Raw genomic sequence first — 16,755 nt, forward strand, 5'->3', positions numbered from 1 at the left:
TTTCATGCATATAATGAAAGGTAATTCTAGCTAAAAAATCTATTAATCAAAAAATTAAGTATGCTAAGACTCTTTAAAACTATTGTAATATTACGAATTAATAGCTATTATAGAATCTAGTTATGTTGAATATTTAGAAATATTAAGTTTGTTACAAAGAGATGAAGGGATGAGAAGAGCGTATGGATCAACCACAACCACAAACGACAGCAGGAGTTCCAGTTAGTATAGAAAATACGAAGTCGGTTCGTTGGAAAACATTCTATAAGAAACTGGCAAAAAATAAAGCTGCCATGGCAGGCGCCTTTATTATTATATTTGTTATTTTGATGGGTATATTTGCCCCATTACTTGCAACCCATGATCCGAATACAACCAATGTTATGAATAAGTTGGAAGGACCTTCTGCCGAAAATTACTTAGGAACAGATGATGTAGGGCGTGACATTTTCAGTCGTCTACTATACGGGGCAAGAGTTTCATTGGGAATCGGGTTTGTTTCTACTCTGTTAGGTGCGATTGTCGGGGTAACCCTTGGAATTGTATCTGGTTACTACGGTAGATGGATCGATTCTCTGATTATGAGAATTTGTGATGTATTATTGGCTTTCCCGGGAATCCTTCTTGCTTTGGCTATCGTAAGTGTTCTTGGCGCAAGCACACAGAACGTTATTATTGCTGTTGCTTTTTATGCAGTCCCGTCTTTTGCAAGGATTGTCCGCGGTTCAACTCTAGGTGTTCGGAAATTGGAATACATTGATGCAATTAAGGCAATGGGAGCAAAAGATTTCAGAATTATTTTCAAACACATTTTACCGAATATTATGTCACCAATTATTGTACAAGCAACGCTATATATTGCTTCTGCCATTATTACAGCGAGTGCCCTGTCCTTCTTAGGCATGGGAACAAGACCACCTACAGCAGAATGGGGTGCGATGTTGAGTCAAGGGCGTTCATATATTGCGCAGGCTCCTCATATTACACTATTCCCTGGACTTGTTATCTTGTTGGTGGTTATCGGATTCAACTTGATGGGTGACGGACTTCGAGATGCGTTAGATCCGAAAGCGAAAAAATAATGGAGAAGAAGGTGAACTAACATGTTTATATATATCATTCGAAGACTTTTCCAAACGATACCGGTTATGTTTGGTGTAACGTTGGCAGTATTTATGATGATGCACTTGATTCCTGGGGATGCAGCTCAGATTATGGCCGGTGAACAGGCTAACCCGGAACAGATTGAAGCAATGCGTGAGAAATTGGGATTAAATGATCCGTTGTATGTTCAGTATTTCAGTTATATAGGAAACGCAATTCAAGGGGATTTAGGTACTTCCATCCGTACGAATCGTGATGTTACTTCAGAGATTTTCACAAGCAGGTTCTGGATTACAGTGGAACTAGCAATTTGGGGAACCATTCTTTCCGTTATTCTTGGATTGATTGCTGGTATAGTGTCAGCAACTAGAAAGTATACGTTTGCAGATACTTCCTTGATGATTGTTGCGTTGTTTGGTATTTCCATGCCTAACTTCTGGCTTGGAATCATGCTCATTTACTTCTTCTCTGTTAACTTAGGGGTCCTTCCTGTTGCAGGTTGGGGTAACGATTGGAAACAGGTGATTTTGCCGGTAATTACACTTGGAACTGGTGGAGCTGCAATTATTGCTCGTATGACTCGTTCAAGTATGTTGGATGTTATAGATCAGGATTATATCCGTACGGCTTATGCTAAAGGTGTCAGTGATAGATTGGTAATTTACAAGCATGCACTTCGCAATGCGTTAATACCGGTTGTAACGGTTGTAGGTTTGCAATTCGGTGGATTGCTTGGTGGAGCGGTTATTACAGAGACAGTTTTTGCGATAAATGGACTTGGACGTTTGATTATCAGTTCCATTACAATGCGTGACTTCCCGATGGTTCAAGGAACAATTCTTGTTTGTACGATTTTGTTCGTATTTGTAAACTTCCTGGTGGATATCACATACCGTTTAATTAACAAACGTATAGACCTTAACTAAAAGGACGGTGAAGAAAATGAAAACTTCAAAGAACGATAAAATATTAGAAGTAAAAGGGTTACGCACTTCCTTCTTTACAGATGAAGGAGAAGTAAAAGCCGTTGACGGGGTTGACTTTTCCATTGAAAAAGGGAAGACCCTTGGTATTGTAGGGGAGTCAGGATCCGGTAAAAGTATCACATCTCTATCTATTTTACGTCTGCTTCAGGAACCTGTTGGTAGAGTGGTAGGGGGAGAAGTTATTTTCAAAGGGGAAAACCTTTTAGATAAAACGAAAAAACAGATGATGCAAATTCGTGGAAACAACGTATCTATGATATTCCAAGAACCGATGACATCATTGAATCCTACATTGACCTGTGGAGAGCAGATTGCAGAATCTGTTCGTATTCACCAAAAGCTTGGTCGCAAAGCTGCTTGGGTGAAAGCGGTGGATATGCTTCGTTTAGTTGGTATACCATCTCCTGAAAAGCGTGCGAAACAATATCCATTCGAACTTTCAGGCGGTATGCGTCAACGTGTGATGATCGCGATTGCGCTTGCCTGTAACCCGGAATTGTTGATTGCCGATGAGCCGACAACAGCATTGGATGTAACCATTCAAGCGCAGATTCTGGATCTAATGAAAAAATTACAAGAGGAACTTGGGACGTCGTTAATGCTGATTACCCATGACCTTGGTGTAGTCGCGGAGATGTGTGACAAGGTTGCCGTAATGTACTGCGGAAAAGTGGTAGAATATGCAGATGTTCAAACCATTTTCTCCAGCCCGAAACATCCGTACACTGTTGGTCTATTAAACTCTGTACCAAAGCATGATCAGGATGTGGAAGGGGACCTGTCTGTTATTGATGGGTCTGTGCCAAGTCCTTTCAACCTGCCACAGGGCTGCCGTTTTGCACCTCGTTGTCCACATGCAAAGGACATTTGCCGCAGTAGTTTGCCAGACTTGAAGGAAACAGAAGACGGCGATCAAGTTCGCTGCTGGATCTATACAGATAAGTGGGAAGATGAGGAGGTTGCTGCTAGCCATGAGTAATCAAACATTATTAGAAGTAAAAAACCTTAAACAATACTTTCCTATTAAAGGCGGAATCTTTGGAAGGACGGTTAACCATGTCAAAGCAGTAGACGACATCAGTTTTTCCGTTAAAGAAGGGGAAACAGTCAGTATCGTTGGAGAATCCGGGTGCGGAAAATCCACGACCGGCCGTGCGATCCTTCGTCTGGACAATCCTTATTCCGGAGAAGTGAGTTTCCAAGGAGAAGATTTACTTGCTCTAAGTAAATCCCAGATGAGAAAGAAGCGTAAGGATCTACAAATCATTTTCCAAGATCCATATGCATCCTTGAACCCTCGTCAAACAGTCAGTGATATTCTAGAGGAAGCACTAGAAATCCAAAACGTTGTGCCACGTAAAGACCGCCGTAAAAAAATTGTGGAATTGCTTGAAACGGTTGGAATCGGTGCCCATCAGGTTGATCGCCATCCGCATGAGTTCAGTGGAGGCCAACGTCAACGTATTGGTATTGCCCGCGCGTTATCTGTTGATCCAAAGCTGATTGTATGTGATGAAGCGGTATCTGCATTGGACGTTTCGATACAAGCACAGGTATTGAATTTGCTTAAAAGATTACAGCGTGAATTTAATCTGACGTATCTATTTATCTCTCATGACCTTGGGGTTGTACGTCATATATCTGATAGAATCATTGTTATGTATTTAGGTAAAATTGTGGAGATTGCTGATAAAGACGCGCTTTTTGCAAATCCACAGCATCCATACACAAAAGCATTATTATCTGCGATTCCAAGTACGGACCTTGGCAAGAAGAAAGAACGTATCATTTTAAAAGGTGATGTTCCTTCTCCAATTGACCCGCCTGCAGGATGTCGCTTTCATACGCGTTGTCCTTATGCATTCGATCGTTGCCGCACGGAAGAACCAAAGCTACATGGTATTCCAGGCGTTAACCAACAGTCTGCTTGCCACTTGGTGGAAGACGGGGCTGTTGATTTCTCTCAGTTGAAGACGAATTATTAATCTAGTTTTTTGGAAAGGCCACTCTCAGCGGTTGTTGGGGGTGGCTTTTTTGTGTTGTATTTTATTGTATGACGCCTGGTGATGGTGAAAACGTAGGGTAGGGGTCGTCATAGGGAGTGTATGACGCCCGGTGATGGTGAAAAAGTAGGGGAGGGGTCGTCATAGGGAGTGTATGACGACCGGTGATGGCGAAAAAACAGGGTAGGGGTCGTCATAGGGAGTGTATGACGCCTGGTGATGGTGAAAAATCGGGTGAGGGGTCGTCATAGGGAGTGTATGACGACCGGTTATGGCGAAAAAACAGGGTAGGGGTCGTCATAGGGAGTGTATGGCGCCTGGTGATGGTGAAAAAGTAGGGTAGGGGTCGTCATAGAAGCTATTTATTCCCTTTTATGTTTTCCATATCTCCATTTCAGTTTCAAAATCACCATTAACCACCAAAAACAACCTAAAATCATAACAACAACCCAAAAAACACCCAATAAAAGCAACCATAAAAAATTCCCTCATTCCAAAACTCTCCAACCTTACACCTTTAAGTATAAATATTTAGAATATTTCATTTTTGGCACGCTTCTTGCATCTACCTCTATTGAGAGTAAAAACAAAATTCAAAAAGGGGAGAATCAACCGTATGCAAAGGCAATTACGAAAAAAGAGTAAAGCAAAATGGATGATGCAGTTTTTATTAATTATCTGTCTGCTATTTCTTGCAGCGTGTAGTTCGAACACAACTAGTAATAACAGCACAAATACTCAACCAGACCAAAACACAAATGAAAATAATACAGAAGAAGCAGCAGAAACCAGTGGCGAGTTAACAGTCGGGATAGAAGCGGAACCTACGTCATTGGATCCATTTAACTCCACAGACGGTAACTCCGCAACCGTTCAAAGCACCATGTTTGAAGGGTTCTTGCGATTCGACGAAAAGATGAATCTTGTACCCGTCCTAGCGACCGAATACAACTTTAATGAAGATGCAACGGAAATTACTTTCACCCTGCAGCAGGGTGTAAAATTCCATGATGGAACAGATTTCAATGCCGAAGTGGCAAAAGAAAATCTAGACTTTGTGCGTGATGCTGAAAACGGCTTGGCACGTGCATCTTTCTTCTCTTTTATCAGTGAAGTGACAGTAAATGATGAGTACAGCATCACTATTAAATCGGAAGAGCCTAACTCTGCCATGGCATCCTATATGGCGCATTCTTCCGCATCTTTCAAATCACCGGAAGAGCTGAAAAAGAAGAAAGAAGATCCGGATCACAACCTAGACCGTAATCCTGTCGGAACTGGACCATTTAAGTTTCAAGAGTGGAAAGATAGCGAACAAATTGTTGTGACAAAGAATGAAAACTACTGGAATGACCAAGAACAACCGAAAGTCGACAGCATCACCTTCTTGCCAATTGTTGAAGCAAGTACTCGTGTAAATAAGTTGAAAACTGGTGAAGTAGATGTGATTTTCCCGATTCCTACGCTTAATGCAAAAGAACTTGAGCAGGAAGAGAATGTTGATTTATATGTGGGCTCATCGACAAACGTTTTCTATATCGGAATGAATTTTAAAGAAGAGAAATACAACGATCTAAAGGTTCGACAAGCAATGAACCATGCCGTCGATAAAGATGGGCTTATTGCGCAAATTGCGGATGGATATGCACAAGTGGCCGATTCCGCGATTGCACCTGCCGTTTATGGATATGCAGGGCAAAGTGTATATGAGCATGACAAGGAACTCGCAAAAGAATTACTAAAAGAAGCAGGAATGGAAGAAGGATTCAAAGCAACTTTGTGGACAAGAAACACAACGGAATTCGTTTCTGTTGCAGAGTATGTCGCGATTCAATTGAAAGAGGTTGGCATTGACGTGGAAGTACAGGCATTTGAAAGCGGTACGTTGTTTGAAATGTTGGATGCTGGAGAGGAAACGGATCTTTGGATCGGACGCTGGTCACCAGGAACAGGTGAGGCAGATTATGGACTACGACCAAACTTTGCTTCTGATCGAGTGCCTCCTAACTTCAATAACTCCGGCTTTTATATCAATGAGGAGTTAGACGGTCTGTTTGACGATGCGCTTCGTACTCCAGATCAGGATCAAGCTTTATCTATCTACGCTGATATCCAAATGAAAATCTATGAGGATGCTCCTTGGGTGTTCTTGCATATTCCAGATACCATCATTGCAAAAGGAAAAGATGTCAATGGAATCTATGTTCTGCCTTCAGGGGGAGTACATCTTAATTTAGTAGAAAAACAATAATAGAAAATGGACTCATAGGAAGCGAGAAACCTATGAGTCTACTTTTTATATGAGAGGTGAACCGTATGATTCAGTTTGCAGTCAGAAGAATTATTGGCATGATTCCAATTCTACTTATCATTACAATTATTGCTTTCCTATTTGTTCACTTAACTCCTGGGGACCCGATACGCATCATGTACGGAGCGGAATTGGATCAGGAAACATATCAAACTTTGAGAGCGAAGGAAGGGTTTGATCAACCGCTTATAGTCCAGTATGGAACTTATATGTACAACATGTTGATACAAGGGGACTTCGGTTCCTCTTACAGGACAAAAACGGAAGTGTCATCTGAAATCATGAGGCGTTTTGGCTTTACATTTACTTTGACGATGCTTGCGATGTTCTGGGCAATCCTTATTGGAATTTTTGTGGGGATTATTTCTGCTACAAAAAGAAATACGGTGTGGGACCGAGTTGGGATGGTTTCTGCGATTACAGCGCTAAGTGTTCCTGAATTTTGGTTCGGTCTGATGGTCATGCAAATATTCGCCGTACAACTGGGATGGTTTCCGACAAGTGGAAGCGGGACATTTGCTCACATTTTCCTCCCATCCATCACGCTAGGATTTGGAGTTGCAGCTACTATTGTAAGGTTTACAAGGTCAAGTGTACTTGAGGTAATGCGGGAGGATTATGTCAGGACTGCCAGAGCAAAAGGTCAGAAAGAGTCGGTTGTCGTGTGGAGTCATGTGTTAAGAAACGCACTCATCCCGGTTGTGACCATGACTGGTCTTCAGTTTGGATTCCTCATTGGGGGAGCGGTAGTAGTGGAACAAGTATTTGCTTGGCCTGGACTGGGATCATACCTTGTTGACTCCATTCTAGCGAGGGATTATCCGGTCATTCAAGCACTGATTTTACTGTTCTCTTTTCAGTTTCTGGTAGTCAATCTATTAGTAGATATTAGTTACGGATTTTTGAACCCCCAGATTAGATACGATTAATAGTAAAGGAGACACAAATCTATGAGCAAAAAAATGCACACTTCGTATTCTCCTTTCAAGGTGTTTCTTCATAAATTCATTAAACAGCGATTTGCTTTTGTCGCATTTATCATTGTAGCTTTCATCGTGCTTGTTGGCGTTTTCGGTTCTTGGATTGCCCCTTTTGATCCGTATCGCCCCGTTACGTTGCAATACGAAGAAAAAGGCATTGATTCCGAAAATCTAACAAGCAAACGTATCCAATTAACCGGAATGCTGAGTGATGGAAGCACAATTACCGGCGCAGAATTAATGAATGTGAAGGTGGAAAGTGAAGATAGAAGAATTGCTTCCATCAGAAGAATGAAAGACGGCGTGACAATTACAGCAAATACTTCTGGGGCTACCAAGGCATTTATTGAGAGTGAGGGAGTCCGGTCGCTCGTTGGGGTGAATGTATCAAACGATACAGAAGCAAAAGAGCCGAGCATTGTTCGAATAGAAGCAGATCAGCCAAATGATATCATGCAAAGTGGTGATAGGTATACTGTTGAACTTAAGGCGATTATGACCGACGGGACCTCTTTCAATGGTCTAGATGAATTAGATGCCTTCCTGCTCGATGGACAAGAAGATAAGGAAGGAGAAAATAAAGGCACCGGTTTTGTGTCAGCAGGGAGTTCCGAGGAAAGTGATGGGGGAGTGGAATTTCTTTCACTGGATGAGGAGCTGGCAACAGTTTCCCAAGAAGGACTTGTCACGTTAAAAGGGCAAGGGGACGCGCTGATTCAAGTTGTAGCGGGTTCAGTTTCTACAGTTGTCCATCTACCGGTAGCTGTCCAAGAGATTACACCGAAGCTAGTTTCTATCGTACCTGAAACAACAGAAGTGAGTTTGGTAGACATTTATAAGCATCAACCGCCTTCTTTCACTCATTTCTTTGGGACAGATCACCAGAACAGGGATATCTTCAGCAGAGTGGTCATGGGGACAAGAGAAACGCTGATCATCGGTTTCGTTTCGGTTGCTATTGGGGCTGTCATTGGAACAGCGTTTGGATTGATAGCTGGTTATTATGGTGGAAGAATTGATAGTTTGATCACGCGTTTTACTGATATTTTGCTAGCATTCCCCGGGATATTACTTGCAATAGCGGTTATCGCTTTCCTTGGTGCAGGACTGACAAATATCATTTTTGCGGTGGCGGTGTTTACCATTCCTATCTTTATCCGAATTGTTCGTGGAAGTACGCTTGCGTTAAAAGAGATGACCTATGTAGAAGCGGCGCAATCAATCGGGGTTAAGGATAGCGTGATTATTATGAGACACATTTTCCCTGGAACATTGTCAGTGGTTATCGTTTATTTGACGATGCGGATCGGGGTGGCAATCTTGATTGGAGCAGCCCTAAGTTTCCTTGGATTAGGCGGGGACATAACCGCTCCTGAGTGGGGATCTATGTTAAGTGCAGCGAAGGACAACAGTGGTAATGTATTTCATCCGACGTTCTTCCCTGGACTGGCGATTGTTATTACCGTTTTGAGTTTTAATATTTTAGGAGATGGATTGCGAGATGCGCTTGATCCGAAGTTAAAGGAATAGGAGGTGGCAACATAGATGGAAAAAGTGCTTGAAATTAAAGATCTAGAGGTTAGCTTCAAGAGTGATGGAAAGCAGTTGAAGGTGGTAAACGGGATATCTTTTGACGTACACAAGGGAGAAACGCTTGGTATAGTAGGGGAGTCTGGCTGTGGGAAAAGTGTCACGTCCCTATCTATCATGAGGCTCTTGCCATCACCTCCAGGTAAAATAACAGGTGGTTCCATCCATTATCAAGGAGAAAACCTGTTGGAAAAGAAGGAAAGGGATATGCGGAAAATTAGAGGAAATGAGATTTCCATGATCTTTCAAGAGCCGATGACCTCCCTTAACCCTGTTTTTACAATTGGAAAGCAATTGGACGAAGTGTTGCTTTTACATAATGAAATAACAAAAAAAGCGGCACGAGAACGTTCGATAGACATGTTGAAACTTGTTGGGATTCCACGTGCAGAGCAAATTTACGAAGCGTATCCTTTTGAGCTCTCAGGTGGGATGCGTCAGCGTGTGATGATCGCCATGGGTCTTGCTTGTCAACCTAAGCTATTAATTGCAGACGAGCCGACAACGGCGTTGGACGTAACTATTCAGGCGCAAATTTTACATCTAATGAAGGATTTGAAAAAGAAAACCGACACGGCGATCATGCTGATCACCCATGACCTTGGAGTGATTGCAGAAATGTGTGACAGAGTCATAGTCATGTATGCAGGAGAAATTGTGGAGGAGACGGATGTAGATACATTGTTCAATAACCCTAAGCATCCTTATACGATTGGGCTGTTAGAGTCGATTCCAAAGCTTGGGGAAAAACGGGACCGACTGCGTTCCATCCCGGGACAGGTTCCGTTGGCTGGTACAATTACACAAGGTTGCCGTTTTGCTGATCGCTGCAGTAAGGCAATTCCGTTGTGCAGGGAAGAGGACCCGGAATTACTTGAAGTAAAAAAAGGTCATTCCTGCAGGTGCTGGCTTCATGCAGATAGGAGTGTGACTGTATGAGTAAACCGCTGTTAGAAGTGAAAGACCTTAAGATATATTTTCCAATTAAAAAAGGCATAAGACAAAAAGTTGCTTCTCATGTCAAAGCAGTAGACGGTGTTTCTTTTACAATTAATGAAGGAGAGACACTTGGGTTGGTGGGAGAGTCCGGTTGTGGGAAATCGACGACAGGCAGAGGAGTTGCCCAGCTGTTAAAGACCACCGAGGGCAAGGTTCTGTTTCAAGGCGAGAGCTTACAGGAGCTGTCGGTTAAAGAGATGCGCAGCAGGCGAAAAGATATGCAACTGGTCTTCCAGGATCCATATGCATCGCTCAATCCTCGACTGACAGTAGAACAGATTTTGGCTGAGCCTCTAAAGGCCCACGGAGTAGAAAGAAACAAACGGCGAAAATTAATGGAAGATATCATGGAGGTATGTGGTTTAAATAAAAACTACCTGCATCGATATGCGCATGAATTTTCAGGAGGGCAAAGGCAACGTATAGGAATTGCCCGGGCCCTTATTTTAAAACCAAAATTAATAATCGCCGATGAACCTGTGGCAGCTCTTGATGTATCCATCCAAGCGCAAATTTTAAATCTATTAAAAGATTTGCAGGAGGGATTTGGGCTGACCTATCTATTTATCTCTCACGATTTAAGTGTTGTTCAACATTTATGCAACCGTGTGGCAGTGATGTATTTAGGAAGGATTGTAGAGATTGGAGAAGCGGACAAAATTTTCGAAAAAAGGCTTCATCCTTATACAGAATCATTGATTGATGCCATTCCGATTTCGAACCCGAGGAAGCGGAAGGAAAGAATCATTCTTCAAGGCGACGTGCCTTCTCCGGTAGATCCGCCCAAAGGCTGTGCTTTTGTAGGAAGATGTCCGAAAGTGATGGCCCATTGTCATACCGAACGCCCGGAGTTAATGGAACACTCGGATGGTCACCATGTCGCCTGTCACTTATATTCTTTGGAAAATAAAAGTGTGGAGGTATCCTCATGTTCAGAAAGCAGTGGAAACGTTTAACGAAAATGCTTGCTGTTTTGCTGTGTGTTGCTTTAATATTTCCTGCAAAAAGCGGATATGCAAAACCTTCCCATGTCCATCATACAGACTTAAAGGAATTGCTCGTCCTTAATGGGCAGCTCGAAGGTGAGTTCAGTGCAGAGGTAAAAGATTATATTGTGAAAACAGACGAAGACAAACTGATGTTGTTGATTACTCCTTTAGCTGTTAATGCCAAGGTGGCAGTAAACGGTGAAAAAGTGAACCATCGCAAAGTAGTGGAGGTTGAGTTGCCGTCAAGTAAGGTGAGGATACAAATCGATGTTTCCACTCCAAAGGGCTTAAAGGATACGTACACTCTATTTATTGAAAAAGGTCCAGATTATGATTTGAAAGATGTTACGCTGTTTCAAAACGGGGATGGATCCGTCATTGAAGATTATCAACTGGGGTTTCAAAAGGCGGAAGCGATGGATGGTGTAAAGGCGTATTTGATGTTCTATTCCAAAAAGGATTTTTATGAAGTTTGGGACTATATGAACGGATTGACAGTGGAACAAATTGATCAACATCTGACCTCTCAGGAAGAGGGAGAGAATAAGGACAAACTTTATAAAATTTCCAATCTGAGCTACGCGGATGGAGTGGGAAATACCTTTAGATCTGGGCAGGTAGATGTGATCACTGGTAAGCCCTTGAATGTAGGCGATTATCATGCATATGCAGCAACACTTGGAGAGGATGGAGTCTTGGGAATGACAGAGGCAGACAGAACCATCAGCATTAATCCTTATCCTACTAATCTAGAGCTGTTAGGTAGCGGGAAAAATATTGAGAATTACTCAGTGAGTTTTGAACAAGCAGATGACGAAAAAGTCACTCACTATTTCTTATCCTACTCTTCAAAAGGACTGACGAAACTCGTTGAGCCTCTTATAAGTGGAGGGGATTTAGAATTCCTTGAAGAATTGCAACTCGAAAATAGAGGAAAGTTACTATCAATAAATGAAATTGGGAATAAACCGGTGTCCTTTGCACCTGATCAAAAAACGATTGAGGGCGATACACTAGGTAATGAGCTATATTATGCCTATGTGACAGCAGTGAGTGAAGAAAAAGTTCTTGGATCTAGTAAATCTATTAAAATGATTAATACGAACACGATGCCAGTACCTTTGGAAACTATCGGGGACGGTGATGGAACCTTGCTTCCTGCTGGAGGTGCGACAAGGGATACGGATGCATATTTCAATGCAATTCGAGAAGCGGCAGGTGTCGAGCGCCCGAGAATCGCTATTTTTAATAGTTCCAGAGATTCGGTAGACGTTGCATATGACCATTTTCATCTTGATGATGGACCATATTTAGCCCTTGAAACGGAATTTAGGAACAGAGGCTTTGAACCGGTGTATATACCGCTTGCAATAGACACTTTCGACTTTGTCGCCTATGACGAGTATTTCGTTAATCTTGTGAAAAGCAGTCATGCAGTCATGCTTCAAGGAGGAGACCAGATGAAGCATGCAAGGTCGTTGCTTGAAGATGATGGAACACCGACTCCTCTCCTGGAAGCGATCCAATACGTCCACGATAATGGTGGGGTGGTAGCCGGGACAAGTGCAGGTGCACATGTGATGAGTAACCCGATGTTTGGTGTTGGGAGAAGTTTTGAAGCCTTAGTCATCAATGATACTGAAGTGAAAACCGTCGCTGATGTACCGCTGACAGGCTTTCTTGATCCAACCCTTAAAGACAACAATTTTCAGATACCAGGGCTTGGCCTTGTTGAAAACATCCTGACCGATACGCACTTTGATATGCGTGGTAGACTTGGCCGGTTACTTGTCGCTATGCGAGATACAGGCCATGAAATTGGAGTAGGCTTGGATGAAGGGACAGCTCTTAAATTAAATGGAGATATAGGGGAAGTTGTTGGGGAGAACGGTGTATGGATCCTTGATGCAAGTGGTGCAACCTTCAATGGAAAAGCTGCAACACTAGGATTTGAAGTAGATGATGTCACCGTGCATTACTTGACTGAAGGAGATACTTTCAACATGGTCACGAAAGAAGTCGTCCCTGCTGAAACTAAACAAAAAGTGAATCGAAGTGAAATTCCACTATACCAAAGCCCTAATCTATTCGGCGGAGAGTATGAATCTACCAAATCCCTGCTATTTTTTGCTAAGAGCTCGGAAACAGAACAGGTGACCAAAATAAAAGGTGATGCATCTGACCCAGTATTTGCGTTACAATGGGCAAAGGATGATATTTCAAAATACTACCAAAGTGATGAAGATTATACTCCTGATTCCTTAGCAACTTATAAAAAAGGAACGGTCACCAATATTCGATTATCTCTTTGGGTGGACTAGGATGAAAAACTGAAGGAGACTTCTTACATGATTAAGTTATTAAAAAACGGGACCGTTTACAGTCCTGATTATCTAGGAAAAAAAGATATACTAATTGTCGATAAAAGGATTGCGGCAATAGAGGATAACATTCAATTTGAAGAATCAGCACATATTGAAGTGCTTGATGTAACAGGTCAACTTATCGTACCGGGCTTCATTGATAATCATGTCCACATCATGGGCGGCGGAGGAGAAGGCAGCTACCGGACCCGCACCCCTGAACTTGTATTGTCGGATGCGATTAAAGGCGGGATCACAACCCTTGTTGGAGTCATTGGCACAGATGGTACCACCCGGACAATGACAAGCCTTATAGCAAAAGCTAAAGCGTTAAAAGAGGAAGGTATCAGTTGTTATGTTCACACAGGTTCCTATCAGGTTCCTGTTAAAACGCTAACTGGAATGATTGAAGATGACTTAATATTAATAGAAGAGATAATCGGAGTCGGGGAGATAGCGATTGCCGATCACCGCTCCTCTCAGCCGGGATATGAGGATATCGCCAAAATTGCTGCGGCAGCCCGTGTTGGTGGGATGCTTTCTGGTAAAGCGGGAATTGTAAATATGCATCTAGGAGATAGCGAGAGTAAGCTCTCGATTCTCGAAGAAGTCATCGAAAAAACAGATATTCCTATCCGCCAGTTCTTGCCTACACATATCAATCGCAATCGGGAGTTGTTTGAAGCGGGAATAGAACATGCAAAAAGAGGCGGCTATGTGGACTTTACCACTTCAAGTATTGCCAAGTTTCTTGAACAGGGTGAAACGAAATGCAGTGTGGGCTTGAAAGTAATGCTCGATAAAGGTGTGCCAATCGGACAGATTACATTCTCTTCAGACGGCCAGGCAAGTTTGCCGGAATTCGATGAGAACGGGGAATTCATCGGTTTGCAATTGGGTAGGGTCACTTCCTTATTTAAAGAAGTGAAAGATGCCATCTTGGAAGAAGGGGTACAGCCCGCTGATGCATTGAAGGTTATTACAGAGAACCCTGCTAAAGTATTGCGCTTAGCTTCCAAAGGGACGCTTGAAGTAGGGAAGGACGCCGATCTGGTTATTTTGAATGAAGCGTCCTATGAAATGGAAGCTGTCATAGCACTTGGTCAAAAAATGATGTGGAATAAAAAACTGCTTGTAAAAGGAACCTTCGAGTAAGCTATAATAGTAGAAAAACACTGTTGCCCAAAAGGACAGTGTTTTTCTATAGATGGAGGTATGTGGGTTTGGGGATGAAAACAAAGGAACTGACGCTATTGGCCGGGTCTGAGGAAACGAGAAGAACATTGGATAACCAGTTGAACGAAATCATTGGCGATTTTATCCGGATTCGCAGTTATTCCGTTGATGCCCACAAAGTAACAAAGGTACACAATCAACTGATTATTTTATCCTCCCATCTAATTGAGGAGGAAGCCAAAGATTACATCGGTGACAATTGTACCGTATTAGTAGCGAGGCGCATCGTTAACTTTCTTAATATTGACAAAATATACAGTGTGGCAAGAGGCGAGAAAGTCCTTTATGTGAATGATTTTCCGGAAACGGTTCAGGAAGCGATCTCATCCTTTGAGATTCTGGGAATCAATCATCTTCAATTAATTCCATATTTTCCTGGCAAAAAGCAAAAAGAACAAATTAAGATAGCTATTACGCCAGGCGAACTCGATCTTGTCCCCCCTTATGTAGAAGAAGTTATCAATATAGGTCCAAGGCTCATCGATATCACTACCATCATTACGATACTAAATAGATTAGGTCTTCTAGAGGAAAAGCAAGATCAGGTATCTAGTAAATACATAAGTACGATTACAAGATTAAGCAAAAGACTAGGTGACGCTAACCAGGAAGCAAATAAAATCAGTGATCACCTGAAAAAAGTGGTAAACGGGGTGAATGACGGGATTCTGGCCATTAATCAGTTGGGCAGAATTACAGTCTTTAATGAAATATTGGAGCGGTTCCTGCGAATTCCAATGAAAAAAGCGATCGACCGACATGTCCGCGATGTGATATCTGACCGCACTCTTTATGATTTCATCATGAACAAAAGAGAGGAAGAAGCGGACGGTTATTTTACCATCAATTCTATGAACTTTATGGTTCATCGTTTCATGATAGATCCTCAAGGGACCGTCGTCGTCACTTTTAAAGATGCAAGTGAAACAATTGAAATGGAAAAACAATTGAAAAGAGAATTAGTGAAAAAAGGGTTTTACGGAAAGTATCATTTTGAAGATATAGTAGGCAACCATCCAGAATTATTGAGTACTAAGGAAATAGCCCGCAAGCTTGCTAAAACAGAATTAACCATCCTCATACAAGGGGAGAGTGGAACAGGGAAAGAGTTGTTTGCCAGCTCCATTCACTATGCCTCTCCTCGTAGCAATGGACCATTTCTAGCTGTCAATTTCAGTGCTCTTCCAGAAGATCTTGTGGAAAGTGAACTTTTCGGATATGAAGAAGGTGCATTCTCTGGAGCGAAAAAAGGCGGAAGAAAGGGTCTTTTTGAACAGGCGAATGGCGGTACCATTTTTTTAGATGAAATTGGAGATATCAGCTTGAAGGTCCAAGCAAGATTGCTTCGGGTCCTCCAGGAAAAAGAACTGCTCCGCATTGGTGGCAATAAAATAATTCCTGTAGATGTTCGCGTGGTAGCGGCCACAAACAAGGACTTGCTTTCGTTAATGGAAGAAGGGAAATTCAGGGAGGACTTGTACCATCGGTTAAAAGTCTTATTCTTGCAACTTCCTGCTCTTCGCAAACGAAAGGAAGACATTGCACACCTCATTCATCACTTCATTCAACAAAGCGATCAACCATCAATTAAGCTGGAAGTTGAAGTGTTAGAGAGACTCAAACATTACAACTGGTACGGAAATATCCGTGAACTAAAAAACACCCTCGATTATATGCTCGCAGTATGCGAAGAAAATACGATCAAGGTAGAAGATATTCCGAATGAAGGGTTTTTCCAGCAGGCAAGAAAGAGCATGAAAGAAGTGGCCGTTACGCTAGAGTCCGCCGAACTTCCGTACATTCAACAAGATTTGAATGAAGAATTGAGCAACCTAGTAGAAATCATCTATCAGTTACAGCGGACGGGAGAAACGGTCAGCCGAGTGAAAATTTCAGAAGTAACAAGAAGTGGTGGGAGGTTCTTAACTGAGCAGCAAGTACGGTCAAGGCTTGAAACGTTAGAAAAGATGGGGTTGGTTGAGAAAAAGCGGGGGAGGCAAGGGACGAAGTTGACTGTTTTCGGTGAAAAAACCTTCCATATGAAAAAGAGGCAGTAAGTGGAATCATTCATCCACTTACTGCCTTTCCTGTTGATTTCCGTTTCAGGCGCTTCGCTTGCCTGCGGGCGGTCCGTGAGCCTCCTCACAACGCTTCAGGGGTCTCACCTGTCCCTTCCTCCCGCGGGCGTCTGCGC

General features: G+C 42.5%; 12 protein-coding genes. All 12 read left to right on the forward strand.

Translation table 11 applies throughout. From position 1 onward, the window contains the following. Window positions 1–182: 182 nt before the first annotated feature. Window positions 183–1,082, forward strand: coding sequence for an ABC transporter permease (locus B4U37_RS05530; protein WP_088017426.1), 900 nt, complete (start codon window positions 183–185; stop codon window positions 1,080–1,082). A gap of 21 nt (window positions 1,083–1,103) precedes the next feature. After that, a complete protein-coding gene (locus B4U37_RS05535) occupies window positions 1,104–2,030 on the forward strand; it encodes an ABC transporter permease (protein WP_088017427.1) in 927 nt (308 codons plus the stop codon). 16 nt (window positions 2,031–2,046) lie between these two features. After that, window positions 2,047–3,069: an ABC transporter ATP-binding protein gene (locus B4U37_RS05540; RefSeq protein ID WP_010198387.1), complete on the forward strand. Its 1,023-nt coding sequence runs from the start codon at window positions 2,047–2,049 to the stop codon at window positions 3,067–3,069. Beyond that, window positions 3,062–4,075, forward strand: a complete 1,014-nt coding sequence (locus B4U37_RS05545; protein ID WP_088017428.1) for an ABC transporter ATP-binding protein — start codon at window positions 3,062–3,064, stop codon at window positions 4,073–4,075. Before B4U37_RS05540 ends, B4U37_RS05545 begins: the two co-directional genes overlap by 8 nt. A gap of 634 nt (window positions 4,076–4,709) precedes the next feature. Further along, window positions 4,710–6,344 carry a glutathione ABC transporter substrate-binding protein gene (locus B4U37_RS05550; RefSeq protein ID WP_088017429.1) on the forward strand — a complete coding sequence of 545 codons (1,635 nt, stop codon included), beginning with the start codon at window positions 4,710–4,712 and terminating at the stop codon, window positions 6,342–6,344. A gap of 65 nt (window positions 6,345–6,409) precedes the next feature. Beyond that, window positions 6,410–7,333 carry a nickel ABC transporter permease gene (nikB, locus tag B4U37_RS05555; RefSeq protein ID WP_088017430.1) on the forward strand — a complete coding sequence of 308 codons (924 nt, stop codon included), beginning with the start codon at window positions 6,410–6,412 and terminating at the stop codon, window positions 7,331–7,333. A gap of 21 nt (window positions 7,334–7,354) precedes the next feature. Continuing rightward, a complete protein-coding gene (locus B4U37_RS05560) occupies window positions 7,355–8,914 on the forward strand; it encodes an ABC transporter permease subunit (RefSeq protein WP_088017431.1) in 1,560 nt (519 codons plus the stop codon). 15 nt (window positions 8,915–8,929) lie between these two features. Then, complete coding sequence (locus B4U37_RS05565) at window positions 8,930–9,913, forward strand: ABC transporter ATP-binding protein (protein ID WP_088017432.1); 984 nt, start codon at window positions 8,930–8,932, stop codon at window positions 9,911–9,913. Further along, window positions 9,910–10,929 (forward strand): ABC transporter ATP-binding protein, encoded by a 1,020-nt coding sequence (locus B4U37_RS05570; protein ID WP_088017433.1) that lies wholly within the window; start codon window positions 9,910–9,912, stop codon window positions 10,927–10,929. Before B4U37_RS05565 ends, B4U37_RS05570 begins: the two co-directional genes overlap by 4 nt. Beyond that, window positions 10,902–13,283, forward strand: coding sequence for a cyanophycinase (locus B4U37_RS05575; RefSeq protein ID WP_088017434.1), 2,382 nt, complete (start codon window positions 10,902–10,904; stop codon window positions 13,281–13,283). The genes B4U37_RS05570 and B4U37_RS05575 overlap by 28 nt, the downstream gene beginning before the upstream one ends. 27 nt (window positions 13,284–13,310) lie before the next feature. Beyond that, window positions 13,311–14,480 (forward strand): beta-aspartyl-peptidase, encoded by a 1,170-nt coding sequence (gene iadA, locus B4U37_RS05580; protein ID WP_088017435.1) that lies wholly within the window; start codon window positions 13,311–13,313, stop codon window positions 14,478–14,480. Between the two features lie 74 nt (window positions 14,481–14,554). Continuing rightward, entirely contained in the window at window positions 14,555–16,618 is a 2,064-nt protein-coding gene (locus B4U37_RS05585; protein ID WP_198317105.1) for a sigma-54 interaction domain-containing protein, read from the forward strand. The last annotated feature ends 137 nt before the right edge of the window (window positions 16,619–16,755 follow it).

It is taken from the genome of Sutcliffiella horikoshii (assembly GCF_002157855.1).
Lineage (GTDB): Bacteria > Bacillota > Bacilli > Bacillales > Bacillaceae_I > Sutcliffiella_A > Sutcliffiella_A horikoshii_C.